Annotated in this window: 20 protein-coding genes and 2 pseudogenes; 8 read left to right on the plus strand and 14 right to left on the minus strand. The window is 72.2% G+C overall.

All coding sequences use genetic code 11. From position 1 onward, the window contains the following. The first annotated feature begins 350 nt into the window (after positions 1-350). On the plus strand, positions 351-1,448 hold the full coding sequence (locus tag ACQUSR_RS32455; protein WP_431046793.1) for an RNA polymerase sigma factor: 1,098 nt from the start codon (positions 351-353) through the stop codon (positions 1,446-1,448). A gap of 484 nt (positions 1,449-1,932) precedes the next feature. Here ACQUSR_RS32455 and ACQUSR_RS32460 read toward each other — a convergent pair. From ACQUSR_RS32460 to ACQUSR_RS32490, 7 genes and pseudogenes are all read right to left on the minus strand, one after another. After that, positions 1,933-2,487, minus strand: a pseudogene (locus tag ACQUSR_RS32460) (family 43 glycosylhydrolase); the annotation flags it as partial. A gap of 32 nt (positions 2,488-2,519) precedes the next feature. Continuing rightward, positions 2,520-3,352, minus strand: a pseudogene (locus ACQUSR_RS32465) (PmoA family protein); the annotation flags it as partial. After that, positions 3,349-4,542, minus strand: a complete 1,194-nt coding sequence (locus tag ACQUSR_RS32470) for a Gfo/Idh/MocA family protein (RefSeq protein WP_431046795.1) — start codon at positions 4,540-4,542, stop codon at positions 3,349-3,351. The pseudogene ACQUSR_RS32465 and the gene ACQUSR_RS32470, both read right to left, overlap by 4 nt. Further along, entirely contained in the window at positions 4,539-5,786 is a 1,248-nt protein-coding gene (locus tag ACQUSR_RS32475; protein WP_431046797.1) for an ABC transporter permease subunit, read from the minus strand. The genes ACQUSR_RS32470 and ACQUSR_RS32475 overlap by 4 nt, the downstream gene beginning before the upstream one ends. A gap of 72 nt (positions 5,787-5,858) precedes the next feature. Next, positions 5,859-7,574 carry an L-arabinonate dehydratase gene (gene araD / locus ACQUSR_RS32480; protein ID WP_431046799.1) on the minus strand — a complete coding sequence of 572 codons (1,716 nt, stop codon included), beginning with the start codon at positions 7,572-7,574 and terminating at the stop codon, positions 5,859-5,861. Continuing rightward, positions 7,571-8,518, minus strand: coding sequence for a dihydrodipicolinate synthase family protein (locus ACQUSR_RS32485; RefSeq protein ID WP_431046801.1), 948 nt, complete (start codon positions 8,516-8,518; stop codon positions 7,571-7,573). Before ACQUSR_RS32485 ends, araD begins: the two co-directional genes overlap by 4 nt. Beyond that, positions 8,515-9,159 (minus strand): GntR family transcriptional regulator, encoded by a 645-nt coding sequence (locus ACQUSR_RS32490; RefSeq protein ID WP_431046802.1) that lies wholly within the window; start codon positions 9,157-9,159, stop codon positions 8,515-8,517. The genes ACQUSR_RS32485 and ACQUSR_RS32490 overlap by 4 nt, the downstream gene beginning before the upstream one ends. Before the next feature lie 303 nt (positions 9,160-9,462). On the opposite strand from ACQUSR_RS32490, the gene ACQUSR_RS32495 reads away from it, so the two are divergent. Then, a complete protein-coding gene (locus tag ACQUSR_RS32495; RefSeq protein ID WP_431046803.1) occupies positions 9,463-9,678 on the plus strand; it encodes a hypothetical protein in 216 nt (71 codons plus the stop codon). Positions 9,679-9,733: 55 nt separating this feature from the next. Here ACQUSR_RS32495 and ACQUSR_RS32500 read toward each other — a convergent pair whose 3' ends face one another. From ACQUSR_RS32500 to ACQUSR_RS32530, 7 genes are all read right to left on the minus strand, one after another. Next, entirely contained in the window at positions 9,734-10,909 is a 1,176-nt protein-coding gene (locus tag ACQUSR_RS32500; RefSeq protein ID WP_431046805.1) for an aldose epimerase family protein, read from the minus strand. Positions 10,910-10,961: 52 nt separating this feature from the next. Beyond that, the gene (mmsB, locus tag ACQUSR_RS32505; protein WP_431046807.1) at positions 10,962-12,191 is read right to left on the minus strand and encodes a multiple monosaccharide ABC transporter permease; all 1,230 of its coding nucleotides are present in this window, start codon (positions 12,189-12,191) and stop codon (positions 10,962-10,964) included. A 9-nt stretch (positions 12,192-12,200) separates the two neighbouring features. Continuing rightward, positions 12,201-13,736 carry a multiple monosaccharide ABC transporter ATP-binding protein gene (gene mmsA, locus ACQUSR_RS32510; protein WP_431047980.1) on the minus strand — a complete coding sequence of 512 codons (1,536 nt, stop codon included), beginning with the start codon at positions 13,734-13,736 and terminating at the stop codon, positions 12,201-12,203. 17 nt (positions 13,737-13,753) lie between these two features. Further along, complete coding sequence (chvE, locus tag ACQUSR_RS32515) at positions 13,754-14,866, minus strand: multiple monosaccharide ABC transporter substrate-binding protein (protein WP_431046809.1); 1,113 nt, start codon at positions 14,864-14,866, stop codon at positions 13,754-13,756. A gap of 3 nt (positions 14,867-14,869) precedes the next feature. Further along, a complete protein-coding gene (locus tag ACQUSR_RS32520; RefSeq protein WP_431046811.1) occupies positions 14,870-15,838 on the minus strand; it encodes a hypothetical protein in 969 nt (322 codons plus the stop codon). A gap of 199 nt (positions 15,839-16,037) precedes the next feature. Further along, positions 16,038-17,075 carry a zinc-dependent alcohol dehydrogenase gene (locus tag ACQUSR_RS32525; RefSeq protein ID WP_431046813.1) on the minus strand — a complete coding sequence of 346 codons (1,038 nt, stop codon included), beginning with the start codon at positions 17,073-17,075 and terminating at the stop codon, positions 16,038-16,040. Further along, complete coding sequence (locus ACQUSR_RS32530) at positions 17,072-18,238, minus strand: mandelate racemase/muconate lactonizing enzyme family protein (protein ID WP_431046815.1); 1,167 nt, start codon at positions 18,236-18,238, stop codon at positions 17,072-17,074. Before ACQUSR_RS32530 ends, ACQUSR_RS32525 begins: the two co-directional genes overlap by 4 nt. A gap of 208 nt (positions 18,239-18,446) precedes the next feature. On the opposite strand from ACQUSR_RS32530, the gene ACQUSR_RS32535 reads away from it, so the two are divergent. From ACQUSR_RS32535 to ACQUSR_RS32560, 6 genes are all read left to right on the plus strand, one after another. Beyond that, the gene (locus ACQUSR_RS32535) at positions 18,447-19,217 is read left to right on the plus strand and encodes an IclR family transcriptional regulator (RefSeq protein ID WP_431046817.1); all 771 of its coding nucleotides are present in this window, start codon (positions 18,447-18,449) and stop codon (positions 19,215-19,217) included. Further along, on the plus strand, positions 19,214-20,107 hold the full coding sequence (locus tag ACQUSR_RS32540; protein WP_431046819.1) for an SMP-30/gluconolactonase/LRE family protein: 894 nt from the start codon (positions 19,214-19,216) through the stop codon (positions 20,105-20,107). Before ACQUSR_RS32535 ends, ACQUSR_RS32540 begins: the two co-directional genes overlap by 4 nt. A 203-nt stretch (positions 20,108-20,310) precedes the next feature. Then, positions 20,311-21,072 (plus strand): DeoR/GlpR family DNA-binding transcription regulator, encoded by a 762-nt coding sequence (locus ACQUSR_RS32545; protein WP_431046821.1) that lies wholly within the window; start codon positions 20,311-20,313, stop codon positions 21,070-21,072. After that, entirely contained in the window at positions 21,069-22,016 is a 948-nt protein-coding gene (gene pfkB / locus ACQUSR_RS32550; protein WP_431046823.1) for a 1-phosphofructokinase, read from the plus strand. The genes ACQUSR_RS32545 and pfkB overlap by 4 nt, the downstream gene beginning before the upstream one ends. Before the next feature lie 208 nt (positions 22,017-22,224). Further along, the gene (locus tag ACQUSR_RS32555) at positions 22,225-24,255 is read left to right on the plus strand and encodes a PTS fructose transporter subunit IIABC (RefSeq protein WP_431046825.1); all 2,031 of its coding nucleotides are present in this window, start codon (positions 22,225-22,227) and stop codon (positions 24,253-24,255) included. Between the two features lie 203 nt (positions 24,256-24,458). Next, entirely contained in the window at positions 24,459-24,731 is a 273-nt protein-coding gene (locus ACQUSR_RS32560) for an HPr family phosphocarrier protein (RefSeq protein WP_431046826.1), read from the plus strand. Position 24,732: the final 1 nt, after the last annotated feature.

Here is a 24,732-nt window from a genome sequence, read left to right on the forward strand (position 1 = left end):
GGGGTCCACCTGATGTTCGGGTTCACGTGGCCGGTCCAGTCGAAGAGGGCCATGTCGTCCCATACGCCAGCACCTTGGGCCTTGTTGTAGCCACTGACGGGGGTGCCTTCCGGTGTGCGCGTGGTGCACGTGCACGCGTCCGCTTGGGGGAGAGGGCAGTCGTGCCACTGGGTCCCCGCCGGGGCGCGAAGGCTGCCGGACCACCGCCGCACATCGCCGCCGCATACCGGCGTTTCGCTCGCGCGGGAACCCCGGAGATTTCTGTTATCCGTGCGCCGGTCCGGCCGTCTCCTCTCAAAGGCAGATCAGGTAGGTTTCCCGCCCGTCAAGGGCTCGGAGGAGTTGAGCAGGTGTTGGACGAGCGTCGGATACGCGGCTGGGTCGAGGCGGCGCGGGCCGGTGACCGGCAGGCGCTGGACGACCTTCTGGCCGCTCATCTGCCGCTGGTCTACAACATCGTCGGCCGGGCCTTGGACGGCCATCCGGATGTGGACGACGTCGTCCAGGACACCATGCTGCGCGTCGTCCGCTCCCTCGCCGAGCTCCGCGACCCCGCCGGGTTCCGGTCCTGGCTGGTGGCCATCGCCATGCACCGGATACGGGACCGGGCGCGCGCCCGGCAGGCCGCGCCCGCCTCCGCGCTGGACGGCGAGCACGCCGACCCCGGTGCCGACTTCGCGGGCCTGACCGTACTGCGCCTGGGCCTGGAGGGGCAGCGCCGCGAGGTCGCCGAGGCCACCCGCTGGCTCGACGCGGGCGACCGGGAGCTGCTGGCGCTGTGGTGGCTGGAGGTCGCCGGATCGCTGACCAGGCCCGATCTGGCCAAGGCGCTCGGGCTGACCCGGCAGCACACCGCCGTCCGCGTCCAGCGGCTCAAGGAGCGCCTCGAGGTGGCCCGCTCTCTGGTGCGGGCACTGGCCGCAGAGCCGCGCTGCTCCGAACTGGCCGGGCTCACTGAAGGCTGGGACGGGCGGCCCGGATCGGTGTGGCGCAAGCGCATCGCCCGGCATCTGCGCGGCTGTCCGCGCTGCGGTGAGGCCGCGCCCGACACCGTCCCCGCCGAACGGCTGCTGGTCGGGCTCGCCCTGGTGCCCGTCCCGGCCGCGCTCGCGCTGCACGCGCTGCCGGGGCTGCTCGGCGGCGGCGCGGCCCACGCGGCCACGGCGGCCGCCGCAACCACCGCGACGGGGACTGGTTCCACGGCGACCGGTGCGACGGTGAGTGGTGCGATGGGACCGGCGCCACGGCGACCGGTGCCACGGCGAGTGTTACGACCGCGACCGGTGCGACCGCGACCGGTGCGACGGCGACCGGCGCGGCCGCGGGCGGGGTGGCCGGGACCGGGGCGACCGCCACCGGCGTCGCGCACGCCGCCGCCCCTTCGGGCTGGACCGGCCAGCTGCTCCAGGTGCTCGCCAAGCCGGCGGTCGCCGCGGCCGCCGGTCTGACGCTCGTGGCCGGCGGCGCGTACGTCGTCCACGACCGCCAGGACGACCCGCCCCCGCCGCGCACCGCCGCCCCGTCTCCCGGCATCCACACGTCCGCCGCGCGGCGGGTCGAGACGTCCAAGCCCGCCCCGTCCCGAGCCGCTCCGTCCCGGACCGCGACGCCCGCCCCGTCGCCGAAGCCGGACCGCGGGACGGCCGCGCCCGCCGCCCGCTACGGAAGCGTCGTCGACCGGGCCGAACCCGCCCCCGACCCCTGGGCGCGCCCCGGTCCGCTTCCGCGCCGCCCCGAGACCGGCCTGACCAGCTCGGCGGGCGCGGGGATGACGGCGATGGAGCACCGCGGGGACGCGGTCACCCTGCGCGGGCGCGGCTATGTCCTGGTCCGCTGGCAGGTCATGCCGCAGGAACGTACCGGAACGCCGGTCATGCCCACCGGGACCGGCCTCGACGGCAAGCTGTTCCACGTGGCGTCCGGCGGCGGGCGGACGCGGTCGCCGTCGATGATGATCCGGCCCTCGTCGAGGAGCTCCCGGCCGTCCGCGCTCATCCGGTGGCCGGTGAGCCGGTTCTTCACACCGGCGCCCGACCTGGCCCAGGCGTGCACGAGATACGCCTCGCCGCGCTCCTCGTCCCACAGCGGGCAGGCGTCGATGAGGCCCCTGCCCGGCTTGAGCAGGTACGGGTGGCTCCAAGAGCCGTGCGCGTCGGGCGCGTTGACCTGGTAGACACCGTGGTCGGGGTCGCCCCAGAAGATCCAGAGGCGTCCGCCGTGGTGCCGTATGGACGGCGCCCACACCCCGCGGTCGTGGCGCGGCACCGCGAAGGACCCGGCGGGCTCGGGACGGTCGAGCGCGTGTCCCATGAGCGTCCAGTTGACGAGGTCACGCGAGTGCAGCAGCGGCAGGCCCGGGGCTCGGCCGAAGCTGGACGGGGTGAGGTAGAAGTCGTCTCCGATGCGTGTCACGTCGGGGTCGGACCAGTCCGCGCCCAGCACCGGATTGCGGTACGTCCCGTCACCCAGGTCACCCAGGTCGCCCAGTCGGCCCGCGTCGGCCTGGCGCGAGGCCACGCCGTCACCGCCTTGCGGACCAGCGCGGCGGCGCCGCCGCGGTCCAGCCGGCCGTCGGCGATGACCGTGACGACACGGCGTACGACCGTCTGGCCCGGTGCGATCGGCAGCCGGTCGGCCGACGCGAGCGACGAGCCGACGCCGGGGTACTCGGCGGCGCGCACGAACCACGGGTCGCGGCGGGTCTCGCCGTGGCTCCGGCGAACACCAGCGTCCAGCGGTCGCCCACCAGCGCCAGCCAGTCGGCGCGGGCCCCGTGCACCGCCGCCTCACCCTCGGCGTCCGCGGTGAACACCTCCGGTGCCGACGGCCTTTTGGGGGCGCGCCAGAAGAAGCCCCCGTACCCGGCGCCGGGGCGGCCGTTGGTGGCGGGGCTGCCGATCGAGATCTCGCCCCGGGTGGCGTTGCTGAGGGAGAAGGTGAAGTCCAGCGCCCAAGCCGACTCGGTCAGTTCGGTGATGGCGACCGTGCGCCGCTCCCGCAGCAGCTCGCCCGCCCCGGCGACCCAGCTCAGCTCCTGTACGAAGCCGTCCGGGTCGCACAGCTTGAACCCCCGGTGCCGCTGCACCCCGTGGTTGTCCAGCTCGGTCGGCCCCGATCCGGTCACGAAGGTGCTGCCGCCCCAGAAGTTGTGGCCCTGCACATCGGATACGGCGACGCCCGCGCCGAGGTGGTGGAGATGGTCGTCCGGGCAGAGTTCGGTGACGGTGGTTCCGGAGAGGGTGTGGACGGGATGCAGGTGGGGGCGGGGCACGAGCCGGTGCGCCAGCTCGGGCCGGATGACGTACCGGCCGACGGGGCGCCCCGCGCAGCGCAGGACCAGCGAACCGTTCATGACGTGACGCTCCTCGGTGGGGAGGCCCAGGAAGGGCCCAGCTCGGAGTAGAGGCACAGGGTCTCGGCCGCGGCCGCGACCAGACCGTCGATGCCGTGGACGACGCGCCGCGGCGCGCTCTCGCCCGGGGCGGTGCGCCATGCGGCGGCGGGAAGGGCGACCGGGTCGGGTGCCCGCCGGACCGCTTCGACGACCCGCATGAAGGCCCCCGTCGCCGCGGGCGGCACCAGGAGTGCGGCGCTGCCGGCCAGATGCTCGACCAGGTTCTCCAGCAGGTCGGTCCTGCCGTGTACCGCCTCGTGGGCGCGGCCCCCGTGCCGTACCAGTACGCGGTCCTCCTTGTACCAGAACGTGATACGGCCCCGGCTGCCGTGCACGATGACGTAGGGATCGTCGGGGACTTGGGCGCACAGGGTCGCGGCGACGGTGATCCGGCGGCCGCGTGCCGTGGTGATCCGTACGCACGAGGTGTCGTCGGACTCGATGGCGTTGGCCCGGAACAGCTCCGTCTCGACGGCGGACACCTCCTCGGCGCGGGTGGTGCCGTCCAGCGCGAGGGCCGTGGCGACCGCGTGCGCGAGCGGGTTGGTCAGCACCCCGTCGACGACGTCGGCTCCGTCCAGGCGGCGGCGCCCGGCCCACGGGGCGCGCCGGTAGTACGCCTCGTCGCGGACCCAGGCCCCGGCCGCGCCGACGCCGAGGACCTCGCCGACCGTCCCGTCGGCGACCAGCGCGCGGATGGCGGGGATCGCGTGCGAGCCCAGCGACTGGAAGCCGACCTGGCACACCGCGCCGCCCGCGTCGAGCCCGTCCGTTATCCCCTGGAACTCCGCCCACGAGGGGGCGGGCGGCTTCTCCATCAGCAGGTGGACGCCCCGCTCGGCGGCGGCCAGTGCGAGGTCGGTGTGGGTGGGGATGGGGGTGCAGACCACGGCGACGGTGGCGCGGGTGGCGTCCAGCAGGGCGGCGAAGTCGGCGGACTGGGCCACGCCGTCGAAGCAGCCCGGGCCGCTGAGCTCGGCGCCGGACAGCGGAACCAGCTCGCACACGCCTACGAGCCTCAACCGACCGGCCAGTTGGAGGCGGCGGATGTTCTCCAGGTGCCGGCGGCCGTGGCCGCGCGCGCCCGCGAGGACGACGCGGTGCGGCTCACCGGCTCCGGGGCGCGAGGCGTCACCGAGGCGGCTCACCCCTTCACCGCCCCCGCGCTGAACCCGGTGACCAGCCACTTCTGGATGAACGCGAAGACGATCACGACGGGCAGTGCCGCGACGACGCCGCCCGCGGCCAGCGCGCCCAGGTCGACGCTGTCGGCGCCCATCAAGGTGGCCAGGCCCACCGGGATCGTCTGCTTGCCCTGGTCGCTGAGGAACATCAGGGCGAACAGGAAGTGGCTCCAGCTGTGGACGAAGGCGAAGGAGCCGACCGCGATCAGACCGGGCCGCAGCATCGGCAGCACGACCGCGCAGCAGGCGCGGAAGCGCCCGCAGCCGTCGACCCACGCGGCCTCTTCGAGGGAGTACGGGACATTCCTGATGAAGCCGCTGATGAGGATCATCGACAGCGGCAGCAGCGCCAGCATGGAGCCGCGCTTGATCCGGAAGTCGAAGCGGGCCAGCGCGTAGCCGCCGGCGAGGGCCACGACCATGGTCATCACCATGGAGCAGACGCCCACGAGAAGGCTGTTGTAGAAGGACGTCCCGAAGGCGCGCTCGGTCCACACCTTGCCGAAGTGCTCGAAGGTCAGCGGCCAGGGCAGCAGCGTGGACAGGATGATCGCGTCCTTCAGATGCGGCAGCGTGATGTGGAGGAACTGCCTCAAGCGGCTCGCGCCGTCCACCTCGGCCGCCTCGTACAGGTCCTTGGGAACGGACTGGAGGTCGGCGAGGATGAGGATCGCGAAGAAGGGGACACCGCGCCAGGGTTCGGCGACGACGACGGCCGGGAAGACGGTGCCGGGGTCGGAGAGCCAGGAGGTCCCGTACGATCCGACCCCCGCGTCCGCGAGATAGCGCGTGATGCCGGTCTGGGAGTTGAGGATCAGCAGCCAGATCGTCGAGGTGAGGACGCCGGAGACCGCCCACGGCGAGAAGACCAGGGCGCGGGCCATGGCACGTCCGACGAAGGTCTGGTTGACCAGCAGCGCGAGCGCGAGGCCCAGCAGCAGTTGCAACACGACCTCGACGACCACCCATTTCAGGCTGAAGCCGAGCGTCTCCCAGAACAGCGGGTCGTCCGTGAACGCGGTGGTGAAGTTGTCCAGGCCCGCGAAGCCGTTCCGCCACGGCTTGGTGGGGTTGTAGTGGCGCAGGCTGTAGTAGAAAACGCTGAGCACCGGGTAGGCGATGAAGCCCAGCATCAGCAGTCCGGCGGGGGCGATCAGCAGATACGGGAGACGACGGGCCGATCGATGTCGTGTCACGGCTGAGGCCATGACGGGTTCTCCGTTCTTCAGGTGAAGCGCTTCGCGGACAACGTTCGAGATCTCGTACAAAAAAAGGGGGAGTCAGCCCGCGTACGGGTCCGGCACGTTCCCGGACCTGGCCAGAAACGCGAAGTCGCAGCCTGTGTCGGCCTGGGTGATCTGCTCGCCGTACAGCGCGCCGTAACCGCGCTCGTAGCGGGCGGGCGGCGGCGTCCACGCGGCGCGCCGACGCGCCAACTCCTCGTCGGGGACACCGAGACGGAGCGAGCGCGCCTCGACGTCGAGGGTGATCGGGTCGCCCGTGCGGACGAGGGCGAGCGGCCCGCCGACGTGCGACTCGGGCGCGATGTGCAGCACGCAGGTGCCGTAGCTGGTGCCGCTCATCCGGGCGTCGGAGATCCGCACCATGTCCCGCACGCCCCGCTTGAGCAGGTGGTCGGGGATCGGCAGCATGCCGTACTCGGGCATGCCGGGCCCGCCGAGCGGGCCGGCGTTCCGCAGCACCAGCACATGGCCGGGGGTGATGCCCAGCGCGGGGTCGTCGATGGTGCGCTGCATCGTGCGGTAGTCGTCGAAGACGACGGCGGGCCCGGTGTGCTTCAGCAGCCGGGGGTCGGCCGCGATGTGCTTGATGACCGCGCCGTCCGGGCAGAGGTTGCCGCGCAGCACGGCGAGGCCGCCCTCCTGGGCGAGGGGCTCGTCCCGGGCGCGGATCACCGCGGGGTCGTGCACCCGCGCGCCCGCCAGCTGCTCGCGCAGGGTGCCGTGGGCGACCGTCGGCCGCTCCAGATGGAGTACGTCGTCCAACCGCGCCAGCAGGGCGGGGAGCCCGCCCGCGAAGTGGAAGTCCTCCATCAGGTAGCGGCCACCGGGCCGGAGGTCGGCCAGCACGGGCACGGTCCTGGCGATCCGGTCGAAGTCGTCCAGAGTGAGCCGCACGCCGGAGCGGCCCGCCATCGCGATGAGGTGGATCACGGCGTTGGTGGAACCGCCCAGCGTCAGCACGGTGGCGACCGCGTCCTCGTACGCCTCCCGGGTGAGGAAGCGCGACAGCCTCAGATCCCGGCGTACGAGATCGACAATCCGCATCCCGGAAGCGGCCGCCATCCGGTCGTGCCCGGAGTCGACCGCCGGGATCGAGGAGGCGCCGGGCAGCGTGACGCCGAGCGCCTCGGCCGCCGCGGTCAGCGTCGAAGCGGTTCCCATGGTCATGCAGTGGCCGGGGGAGCGGGCCAGGCCGGCCTCCAGTTCGGCCAGCTCGCAGTCGCCGATGAGCCCGGCGCGCCGGTCGTCCCAGTACTTCCACATGTCCGTGCCGGAGCCGAGGACCTGATCGCGCCAGTGCCCGGGCAGCATGGGCCCGGCCGGGACGAAGACGGCGGGCAGGTCGACGGAGGCCGCGCCCATGAGCAGCGCGGGCGTCGACTTGTCGCAGCCGCCCATCAGCACCGCGCCGTCCACGGGATACGAGCGCAGCAGCTCCTCGGTCTCCATGGCGAGGAGATTGCGGTAGAGCATCGGCGTCGGCTTCTGGAAGGTCTCCGAGAGCGTGGCCACGGGGAACTCCAGCGGGAAGCCCCCCGTCTGCCAGACCCCGCGCTTGACCGCCTGGGCGCGGTCGCGCAGATGGGCGTGGCACGGGTTGATGTCGGACCAGGTGTTGAGGACGGCGATGACCGGCTTGCCCAGATGCTCCTCGGGGAGGTACCCGAGCTGGCGGGTGCGGGCCCGGTGGCTGAACGAACGCAGGCCGTCGGTGCCGTACCACTGGTGGCTGCGCAGCTCCTCCGGCCTCATATCCGCCACTCCTCCACCAGGGCGGCCACCTCGGCGCGCTGATCCGGCGACAGCACCCGGCTCGGCGGACGTACGTCGCGCCGGCACAGGCCCAGCGCGGCCAGGGCCTCCTTGACGACGGCGACGTTGTTCGCGGACTGGTCGGCGGCACGCAGCTCCTCGAAGCGGCGGATCCGCTCCCAGACCTCCATGGCCGCCGGGTAGTCGCCCGCCCGCAGGGCGCCGAGCATGCTCAGGGACACCGCGGGCGCGACGTTGACCAGGCCCGAGGTGAAGCCGGTGGCGCCACTGGCGAAGTACGAGGGCGCGTACAGCTCGGCGAGACCGGTCACCCATTCGAAGCGACCCGCGCCCGCGTCCCGGGCGAAGGCGGCGAAGGTGGCGGGGTCGTGCACGGCGTACTTGACGCCGATGACATTCGGGCACGCCACACCCAGCTCGGCCAGCCGTCCGCCGCTCAGCCGGGGCAACCGGATGTACGGGACGACACCCAGCTCGGGCACGGCGTCGGCGATGGCGCGGTGGTAGTCGACCCAGCCGTCCTGCGATACGTGGGGATGCACCGGCTGGTGGACCATCACCATCTGCGCACCGGCGCCGCGCGCGTGGCGGGCGGCGGCGACCGCGGTCGGCACGTCGTGCCCGACACCGACCACGACGGCGGCCCGCCCACCCGCCTCCTCCACGGTCCACTCCGCCACCAGGCGCCGCTCCTCTGCGCCGAGCGTGTAGAACTCGCCGGTGTTCCCGTTCGGGGCGAGGGTGCGCACCCCCGCGTCGAGCAGGCGCCGCAGCAGAGCGCGGAACGTCTTCTCCGCCACGGAGCCGTCGGCGGCGAATGGGGTCACCGGGATCGCGACGACATCCGCGAGCGCGCCGCGCAGCGCGGCGAACGGCTGGCCGCTGGTCTGCCCGCTGGTCTGGCCGCTGGTCTGGCCGGTCATAAAGGATCCCCTTCCGGAAAGGCCCGCTGTACGAACGAGGCGATGTGGTCGCGCAGGCCGCGCGCGGCCCCCTCCGCGTCGCCGGAGGAGGCCAGACGCAGGATCTCCCGGTGCTCGGCCGCCTCCCGCTCCCACGAGGGCAGGGCCGCCCAGGCCACGGTGGAGACCAGGGCCGCCTGGTCCCGGACCTCGTCGAGCATGCGCGCGAGCAGTGGATTGCCGCACGGCAGATGGAGCGCGCGGTGGAACTCCCGGTTCGCCAGGGAGCGCGTCCCCGCGTCCTTCGCCGCATCGGCCCGTACGAGAGCGTCACGCGCGTCGTCGAGCGGCGCGCCGCGCAGCACCGTGCGCCGCAGTGCCTCCGGCTCCAGCAGCAGGCGCACGTCGTGGACCTGCTGCGCCATCGCCGCGTCGACCTCTCGCACGGTCGCGCCCTTGTACTGGCTCATCACGACGAGCCCGGTGCCGGCGAGGGTCTTCAAAGCCTCTCGTACCGGCGTCTTCGACACCCCGAACTGGGCGGCGAGATCGGTCTCGACAAGAGCCTGCCCGGGCGCCAACTGCCCGGTGAGGATACGGTGTTTGACGGCTTCCAGCACGTACTGCGTGCGGGACGGGATGGGATGGGGCGCAAAGGTCATCGGTGCCCTCAAGGGTCGCGTATCGCGTCTCGTATATGACGTACGAAGTACGACGCGACGAAGCTAGGCGCCGCTGGATGCGCCGTCAATGTCTCGCGCAGGAAACTGTCCCGGCGTTTCCGGGAGTTGGGCGCGGCGGTCCGCGGCGGTCCGCGGCGGTCCGCGGCGGCCTGCGAGGCGCTCCGCGCGGCGGCCTCGCCGGCCGCTGACCCGTACGCCGTACTCATGTGCTGAGTTGCACCTCGGCCACCGGCGGGTATGACGCATCGCCGGGTCACTCCGTCAGGACAGGACATGTGCGCCATGGACGATGACATCACCGCCACGCTCGACCGGGTCAGGGACGCGGCGGTCAACGACTGGAATCCCGGCTTCCGGCGCTGCGCGACATGCCACGCCCACCTCGCCGTGGTGGTCTCCGCCGAGGACCACGCGTCGCCGTCCTCGGCGATCCGGGTCCGCGGCGTCTGCCCCGCCTGCCCGCGCGCCGCCGACCGCCGGATTCCGGGCCCGAGTTGAAAACCTTCACCCGAAGGTCGGCGTCCTTCGCCAGGCTCGCTGAGGTCCCAGGGCCTCAGCGAGCCGAGAACGAGTGCACCGTCGTCGAGCGGTACGTCTCGCCCGGGCGCAGCACCGTCGAGGGGAACGACGGCTGGTTCGGCGAGTCGGGGAAGTGCTGGGTCTCCAGGCACAGGCCGTCGCTCTGCCGGTAGATCCGGCCCGAAGGGCCGGTCAGCGTGCCGTCCAGGAAGTTGCCGGAGTAGAACTGCACGCCCGGCTCCGTGGTGGCGATCCGCATCGTGCGGCCCGACTCCGGGTCGCGCAGGGTCGCCGCGTGCTCGGGGCGGGCCGTGACGCCCTTGTCTAGGACGAAGTTGTGGTCGTACCCCTTGGCCGTGGTCAGCTGCTCGTGCGCGGTGCGGATGTCCGCGCCGATCGTCTTCGCGTGCCGGAAGTCGAAGGGCGTGCCCGCCACCCTCGCGAGCTCACCGGTGGGGATCAGCCCCTTGCCGGTGGGGGTGTAGCGGGAGGCGGCGAGCCGCAGCTCGTGGCCGAGGATGTCGCCGCTGCCCTCCCCGGCGAGGTTGTAGTACGCGTGGTTCGTCAGGTTCACCACGGTGGGCCGGTCGGTGGTCGCGGCGTAGCCGATCCGCCAGTCACCGCGGCGGTCAAGGGTGTACGTCACCCGCACCCGCAGCGTGCCGGGGTAGCCCATCTCGCCGTCGGCGCTGACGTAGTGCAGACGAAGGCCGGCGCCCGACGCGTTGGTGAACGGCTCGACGTCCCAGACCCGCTTGTCGAACCCCTCGGCCCCGCCGTGCAGGCTGTTCTCGCCGTCGTTGACGGACAAGCGGTGGGTCGTGCCGTCCAGCGTGAAGCGGCCGCCCGCGATGCGGTTGCCGTACCGGCCGATCGTCGCGCCGAAGAAGGTCGTCGCGGTCAGGTAGTCCTCGAGGTTGTCGAAACCGAGGGAGACGTTGGCGTACCGGCCGTGCCGGTCCGGCAGCTCCAGGGACTGGACGATGCCGCCGTAGCTCAGCACCTTCATGCGGGTGTCGCCGTTTTCCAGCGTCCAGCGGTAGACCTTCGTGCCGTCGGTGAGCCTGCCGAAGAGCTCCTTCACGGGGGTCCTGCCCTTCGTGGAGTTCGTGGCGCTCGTGGCGTTCGCGGCGTGGGAGGTGCTCGCGGCGGCCGCGGTGACGCCCGCGGCGGCGGCCGCCGCCAGTACGGTCCGTCTGCTCGTTTCCATGTGCGGCTCCAGAGAGGAATGAGGAGAGGAGAAGAGATGCCGATCGGAGGGGTCAGCGACCGACCTTGCGCTTGTTCCAGACGTCGAACCCGACCGCGGCGAGCAGCACCAGGCCCTTGATGACCTGCTGGTAGTCGGTGCCGATGCCGACCAGCGACATGCCGTTGTTGAGGACGCCGAGCACCAGGCCGCCGATCACGGCGCCCATCACCGTGCCGACACCGCCGCTCATCGACGCACCGCCGATGAACGAGGCCGCGATCGCCTCGAGCTCGAAGTTCAGGCCCGCCTGCGGGGTGCCCGCGTTCAGACGCGCCGCGTACACACAGCCCGCGAGCGCCGCCAGCACACCCATGTTGACGAACACCAGGAAGGTGACCCGCTGGTCCTTGACGCCCGACAGCTTCGCCGCGGCCTTGTTGCCGCCCAGCGCGTACACGTGCCGTCCGACGACCGCGTTGCGCATCACATAGCCGAGGCCGATCAGCAGCACGCACATGATGAGCATCACCACGGGCACGCCGTGGAAGCTCGCCAGGGTCAGCGTGAACGCGACCACGGCCGCCGTGATCGCCACGCACTTGGCCGCCCACAGGCTGGTCGGCAGCACGTCCAGCTCGTGCGCCAGCTGCCGCTTGCGGTCGCGCCACTCGCGCAGCAGCAGGAAGGCGACGGTGACCAGGCCGAGGACGAGGGTGGGGTTGTGGTACTGCGTGTACGGGCCCATCTCCGGGATGAAGCCCTGCGCGATGTCCTGGAAGCCCTCCGGGAACGGGGCCAGAGACTGACCCTCCAGCACGATCTGCGTCAGGCCGCGGAAGAGCAGCATCCCGGCCAGTGTCACGATGAACGACGGGATGCCGAGGTAGGCGATGAAGAAGCCCTGCCAGGCGCCCGCGACCGCGCCGATCAGCAGCGACAGGACGAGCGCGAGGACCCACGGCATGTCGTGTTTGACCATCATCACCGCGGCCATGGCGCCGACGAACGCGGCCAGCGACCCGACGGACAGGTCGATATGGCCCGCGATGATGACGATCATCATGCCCATGGCCAGGATGAGGATGTAGCCGTTCTGCTGGATCAGGTTGGAGACGTTGTTCGGCAGCAGCAGCGTGCCGTCGGTCCAGATCTGGAACAGCACGACGATGAAGGCCAGCGCGACGAGCATGCCGTACTGGCGCATGTTGGAGCGCACGAGCCGCGTCAGCAGCGCGACGGCCGACGGCGGGGCGGCCTTCGCGGGCGAGGGCTCTTGCGGGGGAGCGGACGTGGTGGTCATGGCGGTGCCTCAGCTTCTGTTCATGGTCATATGGCGCATCAGGACTTCCTGGGTGGCCTCCGCGCGGGTGACCTCACCGGTCAGCCGGCCCTCGGCCATCGTGTAGATCCGGTCGCACATCCCCAGCAGCTCCGGCAGTTCGGAGGAGATGAAGAGCACCGACTTGCCCTGGGCCGCGAGCCGGTCGATGACGCTGTAGATCTCGTACTTGGCGCCGACATCGATCCCGCGCGTCGGCTCGTCCAGGATCAGCACCTCGGGATCGGCGTGGATCCACTTGCTGAGCACGACCTTCTGCTGATTGCCGCCGGACAGCCGCCCCACCTGCTCGAAGACCGTGGGGGCCTTGATGTTCATGGTGGTGCGGTAGCGCTCGGCGACACTGCGCTCGTGGTGCTCGTCGACGAATCCGCGGCGCCGCATGCCCGGCAGCGAGGCCAGGGAGATGTTGCGGTTGATGTTGTCGATGAGGTTCAGGCCGTACTGCTTGCGGTCCTCGGTGACGTACGCGAGCCCGGCGGCCACCGCCGCGGCCACGGTCCTGGTGACCACCTCGACGCCGCCGATCTCCACCGTCCCGGCGACGTAACTGCCGTAACTGCGCCCGAAGACGGACATCGCCAGCTCGGTGCGGCCCGCTCCCATCAGCCCCGCGATCCCGACGATCTCGCCGCGCCGCACGGTCAGCGACACGTCGTCGACGACCGTGCGCTGGTGGTCGACCGGGTGCCGGACCGTCCAGCCCCGCACCGCCAGGGCGATCTCGTCCGCGTCCTCGCCCTCGTACCGGGTCCGCTCGGGGAAGCGGTTGTCGAGGTCGCGGCCGACCATGCCGCTGATGATCCGGTCCTCGTGCAGCAGAGGTTCGGAGTCCGGGGTCTCGCGGACCGCCAGCGTCTCGATCGTCTGCCCGTCCCGCAGGATCGTCACCGAGTCCGCGATGGCGCGGATCTCGCCCAGCTTGTGGGAGATGATGATGCTCGCGATGCCCTGCTCGCGCAGCTCCAGGATCAGGTCCAGCAGCTTCGCGCTGTCCTCGTCGTTGAGCGCGGCGGTCGGCTCGTCGAGGATGAGCAGCTTCACCTCCTTCGACAGGGCCTTGGCGATCTCCACCAGCTGCTGCTTGCCCACGCCGATGTCGGTGACCGGAGTCTGCGGGTTCTCCCGCAGCCCCACCCGCTTGAGCAGCGCGCTCGCCTTGCCCAGCGTCGCGTTCCAGTCGATGAACCCGCGCGAGGTCTGCTCGTTGCCGAGGAAGATGTTCTCCGCGATGGACAGGTACGGGCTGAGCGCCAGCTCCTGATGGATGATGACGATGCCGTGCCGCTCGCTGGCCCGGATGTCCTTGAACGCCACGGGCTCGCCCTCGAAGAGGATCTCGCCCTCGTAGGAGCCGTGCGGATGGACCCCGCTGACCACCTTCATCAGCGTCGACTTGCCCGCGCCGTTCTCGCCGCAGATCGCGTGGATCTCCCCGGCCCGCACCGTCAGGTTCACCTCGGAGAGCGCCTTGACGCCGGGGAACGTCTTGGTGATGCCGCGCATCTCCAGTACCGGCCGGGTCACTTGAGCTGCCCCGCCGTGAAGTACCCCTCGCGGACGAGGAGATCGGTGTTCGACTTGTCGACGCTGACCGGGTTCAGCAGGTACGACGGCACGGTCTTCTTGCCGTTGTCGTAGTCCTCGGTGTTGTTGACCTTGGGCTTCTTGTCGTTGAGTACGGCGTCGCCCATCTGCACCGCCTGCGCGGCGAGCTTGCGGGTGTCCTTGAAGACCGTCTGGGTCTGCTCGCCCCGGATGATCGACTTCACCGAGGCCAGCTCCGCGTCCTGCCCGGTGACGACCGGCAGCGGCTGGCTCTTGGAGCCGTAACCGGCGCTCTTGAGCGCCGAGAGGATGCCGATGGAGATCCCGTCGTACGGGGACAGGACGGCGTCCACCCGCTCGTCGCCGTAACTCTTGCTGATCAGGTCGTCCATCCGCTTCTGGGCGGTGCCGCCGTCCCAGCGCAGCGTGGTGACCTGGTTCATGCTCGTCTGCTTGCTGCGGACGACCAGCTGACCGCTGTCGAGGTAGGGCCCCAGCACCTTCATGGCGCCGTTGAAGAAGTACTTGGTGTTGTTGTCGTCCGGGGAGCCCGCGAACAGCTCGATGTTGTGCTTGTCGTCCGCGTTCCTGTCCGGCTTGCCGAGCTTGAGCTTGTCTACGATGTACGTGGCCTGGAGCTCGCCGACCCGCTCGTTGTCGAAGGACGCGTAGTAGTCGACGTACGGCGTGCCCAGGATGAGGCGGTCGTAACTGATCACCGGGATGCCCGCGTCGTGTGCGCGCTTGAGCACTCCGGTGAGCGCGGAGCCGTCGATCGCGGCGACCACCAGCAGCCGGCGGCCCTTGGTGATCATGTTCTCGATCTGGGCGACCTGGTTCTCGACCTTGTCGTCGCCGTACTGCAGGTCGGTCTTGTACCCGGCCTTCCGGAACTGCTCGGCCATGTTCCTGCCGTCGTTCACCCACCGCTCCGAGGCCTTGGTGGGCATGGCGAGGCCGATGGTGCCGCCCTTGCCCGCCGGGGGCTTGTAGCGGCTGCCGCCCCGGGCCTCCTGGCCGCAGGCCGTGAGCGAGACGGTGAGCAGCGCGGCGAGCACGGCCGCGGTACATGTGGTTCTGGTGCGCATGGATCAGTCCTCTTCGGGGACGGGGAAACGCCGGAGTTCGCCGGGCTGCCGCGAGCCGAGCGGCGACATCCCGCCGTCCGCGCCGTGCCGGGCCAGCAGGTCAAGGACGAGCCGGCCCCGCCTGACCCGCTCGCGGGCGGTCGCCAGGGCCGTGTCGCGCAGCTGCGCGCCGTACGGGTAGATGCCGGGGGAGCGGCTCAGGCCGAACTTGAGGTAGAGCGGGGCGCCGCGCCGGATCAGCTCGGCGGCCTCGTACATCCGGATGTAGCCGCCGAGGTCGTCGGGCGCCTCGACGTAGAAGTCCATCGGGGCACGGCTGACCCGGCGGATCTCGGTGAGATGGGCCGGCGTCAGATCGGAGGGCACGTTGAGGGAGTCCGCGCCGAGCCGCTCGTACACGGCGTACGAGGCGGGGTTGACCGGCCCGGTGAGCGCGGACAGCTTGAACGTGGTGTCGGCGGGCAGCAGCCCGGCCGCGCGCATCCGGTGCAGCGTCCACAGCACGCCCTCGTCGGCGACGAGCAGGCAGCGCACCCCCAGCGCCGTGGCCCGCAGGGCGTCCTCGACACAGCCGGCGAGCGCGTCGTGGCCGCGGGCGCGCAGGCCCGCGCCGCCGGAGTCGGTCCGGGTGGCGGCGCCGATGTCCCAGGTGCCGCGCGGCCCGGTGAACAGGCACAGCTCGATGTCCCGCTCGGCGCAGGACCCGACCATCTCGGTGATCTCGTCGTCGGTGAGCATCCAGACGCCGCTGCCCTGGCTGATCCGGTGGACGGGCACCGCCAGCCGGGCGCTCTCCTTGAGGACGACGGCCAGGGCCTCCGGACCCTCCACCGAGGGGATCTCGGTGCGCCAGGTGCCGCCGTCGGGGAACGCGTGCGGTGAGGCGTCGGCCGGATCGGTGGCCCGCACCGTGTGGCCGATGCGGGCGAGGGCGTCGACACCGGGTCGGCGCGGTAGGGAAGGGGCGGTCACGGGGCTCCTCCGTGCTATGCGTCCGGTATTTCGGACATGAAGGGTCTTGTTGGCGGGCTTTGGGCTTTCATGCGGCGACTCCGAACGGAAGGCAACAAGAAGCAGCAGCATCAGACGTAATCGCTCAACATGCAAGCCTGTGGACGGAGGCGGTTCGACCAGATCGGCCCAAGGGGCCGTGGCCGGGCCGCCGGACATGTCAGGGGCGCAGCAGCACCTTCCCGGTCTTCGGGTCGCCGCCGCCGACCAGCGCGATGGCGTCCCCGAACCGCTCCAGCGGAAACTCGTGGGTGATCAGCGGCGCCGGGTCGAGCAGCCCCAGGCCGAACGCCCGTACCGCGTCCGACCAGGCCGACGACGGGGCTCCGAAGACGCTGCGGATCTCCAGCTGGCTCAAGCTGAGGTGCACCGGGTCGATGCCGGTGGCGCCGGGGGTGAACATCCCGGTGAGCACCACCCGGCCGCCCCGGCGCGCCAGCAGGCACGAGGACGCGGCCGTCGACGGCGCGCCCGCGGTCTCCACCACCAGGTCGAAGCGGCCGTCCAGCGCCTCCGCGTCCGCGGGCGACAGGCTCTGGCCGGCGCCGAAGGCCAGCGCCTGCTCGCCGCGCGCCGCCCGTGGGTCGATCACCGTCAGCTCGGCGGGGGAGGAGGCGGCCAGCAGCTGCACCGCGAGCAGTCCGAGGGTGCCCGCGCCCACCACCGCGATCCGCTCACCGGGCCGGGGGCGGCCGGCCCGTACCGCGGCGGCGATCACCGCCGCCGGCTCCAGGAGGGCGGCGGCTCGCAGGTCGGCGTCGTCGCGCAGCGGATGCAGCAGCCGGGCGGGCACCGTCAGATGGTCGGCGAACGCGCCCGGCTCGGTGAAGCCCGTCTCGGCGTATCCACCGCCGCACAGGCTCGTCTCGCCGCACCGGCAGCGCTCGCACACGCCGCACGCCCGGAACCCCTCCGCGACGGTCTTCCGCCCGGCGAGCGCGGGGTCCACGCCCTCGCCCACCGCCACCACGGTCCCAGACCACTCATGACCGGGCGTCACCGGATAGCGCACATAGGCCGCGTCGCGGTGGCCGTCGTAGACCTCGCGGTCGCTCATGCAGACCCCGGCCGCCCCGACCCGCACCAGCACCTCGCCCGGGCCGGGCTCGGGCCGCGGCCCGAGCACCAGCCGGTAGGCACCGGGCCGGTCGATGACGATGGCGCGCGAGGCCCCGGTCGTTTCCGAGGAGCCGGTCATTCCCCGGTCCCCTCGGGCGTCCGCCGCTCCCATCCCTCGGCCCACAGGTCGAACCGCGCCCGCTGCTGCGGGAACTCGGCCGCGGCGTCCACGTCGAGTTCGACCCCGAGGCCCGGCGCGTGCGACACCTCGAAGCAGCCGGTCTCCGGGTCCACCCGCGGCGCGCCCCGCACCACCTTCTCGATCTCCGCGTCAGCGAAGTCGTTGAAGTGCTCCAGGATCTTGAAGTTCGGGGTGCAGGCGGCGAGCTGGAGCGAGGCCGCGGTCAGCACCGGGCCGCCGACGTTGTGCGGGGCCACGAGCATGTAGTGGGTCTCGGCGGTCGCGGCCAGCTTGCGGGTCTCCAGGATGCCGCCGATGTGCCCGAGGTCGGGCTGGATGATGTCCGCGGCCTGCGACTCGAACAGCTCCCGGAACTCGATCCGGTCGTGGATGCGTTCGCCGGTGGCGATCGGCAGGTCCACCTTCTCCGCGACCTTCGCCAGCGCCTTGAGGTTCTCCGGCGGCACCGGCTCCTCCAGCCAGGCGGGCCGGTAGGGGGCCAGTTCGCGCGCCAGCCGCACCGCCGTGGACGGGCTGAACCGCCCGTGCATCTCCAGCATCAGCTCGGCCTCGGGGCCGATGGCGTCCCGTACCGCCTCGATCAGCGACACCGCGTACAGGGTCTGCTCGTGGTCGAGTTCGAAGTGGCCGGTGCCGAACGGGTCGATCTTCAGCGCCCGGTAGCCGCGCGCCACGACCTCCTGGGCCGCCTTGTGGTACGACTCCGGGGTGCGCTCGGTGGTGTACCAGCCGTTCGCGTACGCCTTGACCCGGTCGGTGACCTTGCCGCCGAGGAGCTGCCAGACCGGAACGCCCAGCGCCTTGCCCTTGATGTCCCAGCAGGCCATCTCCACACAGGCGATGCCCGACATCACGATCTCGCCGGCCCGCCCGTAGTCCCCGTACTTCATACGGCGCACCAGATCCTCGACCGCGAACGGATCGGAACCGGCGATGTGGTTCGCCTCCGCCTCACGGAGGTACCCCACGAGTGCGTCTGTGTGGCCGAGCATGCGTGTCTCGCCGACGCCGGTGAGGCCCTCGTCGGTGTGCACCTGGACATAGGTGAGGTTGCGCCAGGGTGTCCCGACCACATGCGTGCTGATTCCCGTAATGCGCACGACAGTTGTCCCTTGACTTGTTCGATATTTCGTCACGCGTTCGAAATGTTGGCGTGACCGTATTCACGTTCGCTGGGGGGTGTCAATGGGTGTGGACGGGTCGGCCTTCCGGGTACCGCCATTGCGCCGCGAACCGCACGCCCCCTACTCTGTGTTCGTCATACCGATCATTGATCGAAGTTTCGGACGTGTGGGCGGGAGGCCGACCATGGGGCGACTGGTGCCGGCGGTGACCAGGGCGCTGGACATACTCGAACTGTTCCTGGAAGGGGACGGGACGTACTCCGCGCCCGAGATCACCCGCAAACTCCAACTGCCGCGCACCACCGTGCACGAGCTGCTCACCACCCTCGCCGCCCGCTCCTACCTGGTGCCGATCCCGGAGCAGCCGGGGCGCTACCGGCTGGGCGTGCGCACCTACCAGCTCGGCAGCCGCTACGCCGAACAGCTGGACCTGGCCGCCGAGGGGCAGCAGGTGGCCCGCGAGGTCGCCGAGACCTGCGACGAGACCGTCCACGTGGCCATCCTGGAGGACACCGACGTCATATACATCGCCAAGGTGGACTCCACTCATGCCGTGCGGATGGTCTCGGCGGCGGGCCGCAGGCTCCCCGCCCACTGCACCTCGGTCGGCAAGATGCTCCTCGCCTCGCTGCCGCTGACGGAGCTCGAAGCCCGCATGGCGGGGCGTGAGTTCACCGCGATGACCCCCAACAGCATCACCGACCCGGGCGAGTTGCTCGCCGCGCTCGCCGAGGTCCGGGAAGCGGGCGTCGCGGCCGAGCACCGCGAGTCCAATCCGGACGTGAGCTGCGTGGCCGCGCCGGTACGGGACAGTGCGGGCCGTGTCGTCGCGGCCCTGTCCATCTCCGTACCGATGATCCGCTGGAGCGAGGGGCGCGAGCGGGAACTGGCCGAACTGGCCGCCAAGGGCGCGGGCGACCTCTCGGTCCGCCTCGGCCACCGGGGCGGACGATGACGTCACGGCGGGCGGCGATGGGGCAGGCGCGGACGACGGCGTACGACGTCGCGGTGCGGGAGACGGCCGCGCTCGGCGAGGGCCCCACCTGGGACGCGGCGACCGCCCGGCTGATCTGGGTCGACATCCTCGGCTCGCGCGTCCACACCTACGCCCCCGGGAACGGCCGCCGCACGGTCATGGCCACGGAGCAGCACGTCGGCGCGGCGAAGCCGCGGCGCGGAGGCGGCCTGGTGGTCAACCTTCGGGACGGCGTCGGCCTGTACGGACCGGAGGGGGCGTCCTTCTCCTGGCTGGTGCGGAACCCGGTGCCGGGCCGCCGCGGCAACGACGCCGCCGTGGCCCCGGACGGGTCGCTGTGGGTGGGCACCATGGCGTACGACGAGCGGCCGGGTGGCGGCAGCCTGACCCGGATCGCCCCGGACGGCACCGCCACCGAGCAGCTCGGCGAGGTCGCCGTCAGCAACGGCACGGGCTGGAGCCCCGACGGCCGGCTCATGTACTACGTCGACAGCCCCACCCGCCGTATCGACGTCTTCGACAGCGCCCAGGATGAGTGCGTATACGCCGTGAACAGGCGGCCGTTCGCGGAGATCGAGGAAGGCGCCGGGTTCCCCGACGGACTCACCGTCGACGCCGACGGCTGCGTCTGGGTGGCCCTCTGGGACGGCGCCGCGATCCGCCGCTACACCCCGGACGGACGCCTGGACCGCACCGTCGAGCTGCCGGTGCGTCGCCCCACCGCGTGCGCCTTCGGCGGCCCCGGCCTGCGGGACCTCTACATCACCACGGCCCGCACCGGCCTGGACCGCCCGCACCCCCTCTCCGGGTCGCTCCTGGTGCTGCCGGACGCCGGCCGGGGCCTGCCCGGCCGGCCCTTCGCGGGCTGACACACACAACTCGCGATCACCGCCCACGCCGCCCCGGCACCGGACCCCCGGTGCCGGGGCGGCGCTGTCCGTGCGCCCACGACCTCCGGCCCTTGTTTCTGATTGCGTCTGTTTCTTTGCCCGAGTGTGTTTACTTCCCTGCATCATCTGCGTAATCTGACGCCAGAACCACAGCTTCGGGCATTGAATGGACGTAAACCCACATGTACGCAGCGGAGCGCCAGCAGGAGATCCTGCGTCTGGCCCGGGAGAGCGGCCGGGTCGATGTGCTGTCCCTCGCGGAGGAGTTCCAGGTCACCGCCGAGACCGTACGGCGCGATCTGAAGGCCCTCGACCGCGCCGGGCTGGTGCGCCGCGTCCACGGCGGCGCCATCCCCGCGGGCCGCCTCGACTTCGAGCCCGACCTCGCCGAACGCGACGCCGTCGCCGCCGAGGAGAAGGACCGCATCGCGCAGGCCGCGCTCGCCGAACTGCCGGCCGACGGCAGCGTGATCCTCGACGCGGGCACCACCGCCGTCCGCCTCGCCGCCGCGATCCCCGTGGAGTCCGCCCTCACGGTCGTCACCCACGCCCTGCCCGTCGCGGCCCGGCTCGCCGACCACCCCGGCACCACACTCCACCTCGTCGGCGGCCGGGTGCGGCACCGCACCCGCGCGGCGGTCGACGCCTGGGCGCTGCGCGCCTACGGCGAGATCAACGCGGACGTCGTCTTCCTCGCCACCAACGGCTTCTCGACCGACGGCGGCCTGACCACGCCCGACCTGGCCGAGGCCGCCGTCAAGCGCGCCATGATCGCGGCCGCCCGCCGGGTCGTGCTCCTCGCCGACTCCAGGAAGTTCGGCAAGGAGCACTTCGCCCGCTTCGGCGACCTCTCCGAGGTGGACCTGCTCATCACGGACACCGGGCTCAGCCCCGACGACGCCCTCGCCATCGAGCGGCAGGGCACGGAAGTAGTACGCGCATGATCCTCACCATCACCCCGAACCCGAGCCTGGACCGCACCTACGAGCTGCCCGGGCTGGACCGCGGCGCCGTGCTGCGGTCCACGGCGGACCGGGTCGACCCCGGCGGCAAGGGCGTCAACGTCTCCCGCGCGGTCGCCGCTGCAGGGCACCGCACGGTCGCCGTCGTGCCCCTGGGCGGACCGGAGGGCGCCCTGCTCGCCCGCCTCCTCGGCGAGCTGGGCATCGAGGCGGCCGGGGTCCAGATCGCCGGCAGCACGCGCGTCAACGTCACCCTCGTCGAGCCCGACGGCACCCTCACCAAGGTCAACGCGGCCGGACCCGAGATCGCGGCGGGGGAGTCGGAGACCCTGCTGGAGACCGCGCGGTCCCACTCGGCCGCCGCGGACTGGATCGCCTGCTGCGGCAGCCTGCCGCGCGGGCTGCCGCCCCAGTGGTACGCCGAGCTGGTCGCCCGTGTCCACCGGGCCGGAGCCCGGATCGCCCTCGACACCTCGGGCGCGGCACTGACCGCCGCGCTGGCCGAGCGGCCCGACGTGGTCAAGCCGAACGCCGAGGAACTCGCCGAGGCCGTCGGCCGCCCGCTGACCACCGTCGGCGACGCGGTCAAGGCGGCGGAGGAACTGCGCGAGCGCGGCGCCCAGGCCGTCCTCGCCAGCCTCGGCGGGGACGGCCAGCTGCTCGTCGACGGCACGGGCACGCACTTCGGCAGCGCGCGCGTCGCCGCGGTCCGCAGCAACGTCGGCGCGGGAGACGCGTCGCTGGCCGGCTTCCTGGCCGCGGGCGGCACCGGACCGGCGGCGCTCGCCGCTGCCGTCGCCCACGGCGCGGCGGCGGTCCAGCTGCCGGGCAGCGCCATGCCGACCCCCGCCGATCTCGACCTGTCCGCCGTCACCACGACCGCGGACATCCCCGTGGACCGCGCGTTGACGGAGCCGGCGCTGTGACCACCCGCGGCGTCGCCCGTCGTACTGCCCCGGCCTCGCGGGCCGCTCCGCCCTCCTGAAACCGCCTCAGCCCCCACGCCCCCGTCCCCATGGCCGCCAGCACAGCCCCCGTCCCCGCCCCCGACCCACAGCCCCGCCCCCCACGCCTTGAGTCCCACTCCCCCCAGGCCGCCTGTTGCGGGGCGGTCCGCGAGCAAGGATCCGTGCAATGAGTGAGTTGATCACCAAGGAGCTGGTCGATCTCGACCTGTCCGCCGAGACGAAGGAAGCGGCCGCCCGCTCGCTCGCCGAGCGCATGGCCGCCGCGGGCCGCGTCACCGACATCGACGGCTTCCTGGCCGACGTGGCGGCCCGCGAGGCCCAGATGCCGACCGGTCTGGACGGCGGCATCGGCATCCCCCACTGCCGCAGCGAGCACGTCACCGCCCCCACGCTGGCCTTCGGCCGCAGCGGCCGGGGCATCGACTTCGGCGCGCCGGACGGCCCCGCCGACCTGATCTTCCTGATAGCCGCCCCGGCCGGGGCCGACGACGCTCACCTGACGATCCTCTCCAGCCTGGCCCGGCGGTTGATGGACGCCGATTTCACCAGCGCCCTGCGCGCGGAGCGGGACACGGCCGCGGCCGCCGCCCTCATCCGCGGCGAGCAGCCGACCCCGCCGCCTGCGGGGGCGGCGGGACCCGAGCCGGTCGCCGAGCCGCGCGGCACCGAGGCAGCGGCCTCCAGCGGGTCTCCGGCGAGCGGCCCGCTGCGGCTCGTCGCCGTGACCTCCTGTCCCACCGGTATCGCCCACACCTACATGGCCGCGGAATCCCTCCGGAAGGCCGCCGAGGCCGAGGGCGTCGAGCTGGTCGTCGAGACCCAGGGCTCGGCCGGGTTCAGCAGACTCGACCCTGCCGTGATCGCCGCCGCCGACGGCGTGATCCTCGCGCACGACGTCCAGGTACGGGAGAAGGACCGGTTCGCTGGGAAGCCCACCGTCGACGTCGGGGTGAAGGCCGCCATCAACCGCCCGGCCGAACTCATCGCCGAGGTACGGGAGAAGGCCGCGCGCTCGGGGGGAGAGGCGACCGCCCCCGCCGCGGCCCCGGCCCCCATGGACGCCGCGGGTGAACCCGGCGAGCACTTCGGCACCCGGCTGCGCAAGTGGCTGATGACGGGTGTCAGCTACATGGTGCCGTTCGTCGCCGCGGGCGGCCTGCTCATCGCCCTGGCCTTCGCCATCGGCGGCTACAAGATCAACAAGGCCCCTTCGGTCGCCGAGCACTTCATCTGGACCGACCACTCCAGCTGGGCCGCGCTGCTCTTCCAGATCGGCGCCGCCGCGTTCGGCTTCCTGGTCCCGATCCTCGCCGGATACATCGCCTATGGCATGGCCGACCGCCCCGGCCTCGTCCCCGGCATCGTCGGCGGCGCGATCGCGGTCACCATCGAGGCGGGCTTCCTCGGCGGCCTCGTCGCCGGTCTGCTGGCGGGCGCCGTGGTGATGGCGATCCAGCGCGTCGACGTACCCCCCGTCCTGCGCGGCATCATGCCCGTGGTGGTGATCCCGCTGATCTCCTCCGCGGTCGTCGGCTTCCTGATGTTCGTCGTCGTCGGCAAGCCGATCGCCTCCGCGCAGTCCGCCCTGACCGACTGGCTGAACGGGCTCTCCGGCGCCAACGCGGCCCTCCTCGGCATCGTCCTCGGCCTGATGATGTGCTTCGACCTCGGCGGCCCGGTCAACAAGGTGGCGTACGCCTTCGCCGTCGGCGGCCTGACCGACGCGACCGACAACAGCCTGAAGATCATGGCCGCGGTGATGGCTGCGGGCATGGTCCCGCCGCTGGCCATGGCGCTCGCGACGACCGTGCGCGGCAGGCTGTTCACCCAGGCCGAGCGGGAGAACGGCAAGGCCGCCTGGGTCCTCGGTGCCTCCTTCATCAGCGAGGGCGCCATCCCCTTCGCGGCGGCCGACCCGCTGCGGGTGATCCCCTCCGCCATGGCGGGCGGCGCGGTCACCGGCGCCCTGTCGATGACCTTCGGCTGCACCCTGCGGGCCCCGCACGGGGGCATGTTCGTGGTGCCGCTGATCGGACAGCCACTGCTCTACCTGGTCGCGATCGCCGCCGGTACGGCCGTCACCGCCGGACTCGTCATCGTCCTCAAGGGCATGCGCGGCACGGCCGGGGCCGGGGAACCGGCCGCCGCCACGGTGACGGCGACGGACACGGCCGCCAAGGCACCGGCCGCGGCCTGAGGAGGCCGGCCCCGACCGCCCGGCCCCGCGGACGCCACCGAACCCCGCGGGGCCGGGCCCCGCCCCGGCCCTCAGCCACCGTCCCAGCTCTTTCACCCACCCGGCCGGCGTCCCAGCTCCTCATCCACTCAGCCCCCACCGCCCCAACTCCTCATCCATTCGGCCACCGTTCCCAGGCCCCATCCACCCCTAGGAGAGATCCCATGCCCCAGCGCACCGTGACCGTAGGCTCCCGCAGCGGGCTGCACGCCCGTCCGGCCTCGCTGTTCGTCCAGGCAGCCGCACGCCAGCCGGTCAAGGTGACCGTCGCGCGTGACGGCCGGGACCCGGTCGACGCCCGGAGCCTGCTCTCCGTACTGGCCCTGGGCGCCCAGCACGGCGACGACGTGGTGCTTGCCGCCGAAGGCGACGGCGCCGAAGCGGCGATCGCGGAGCTGGCCGCCCTGCTCGCCACCGACCTCGACGCCAAGGAGTAGC

Origin of the sequence: Streptomyces sp. P1-3, from assembly GCF_050613155.1 — a bacterium.
In the GTDB taxonomy this organism is placed as follows: domain Bacteria; phylum Actinomycetota; class Actinomycetes; order Streptomycetales; family Streptomycetaceae; genus Streptomyces.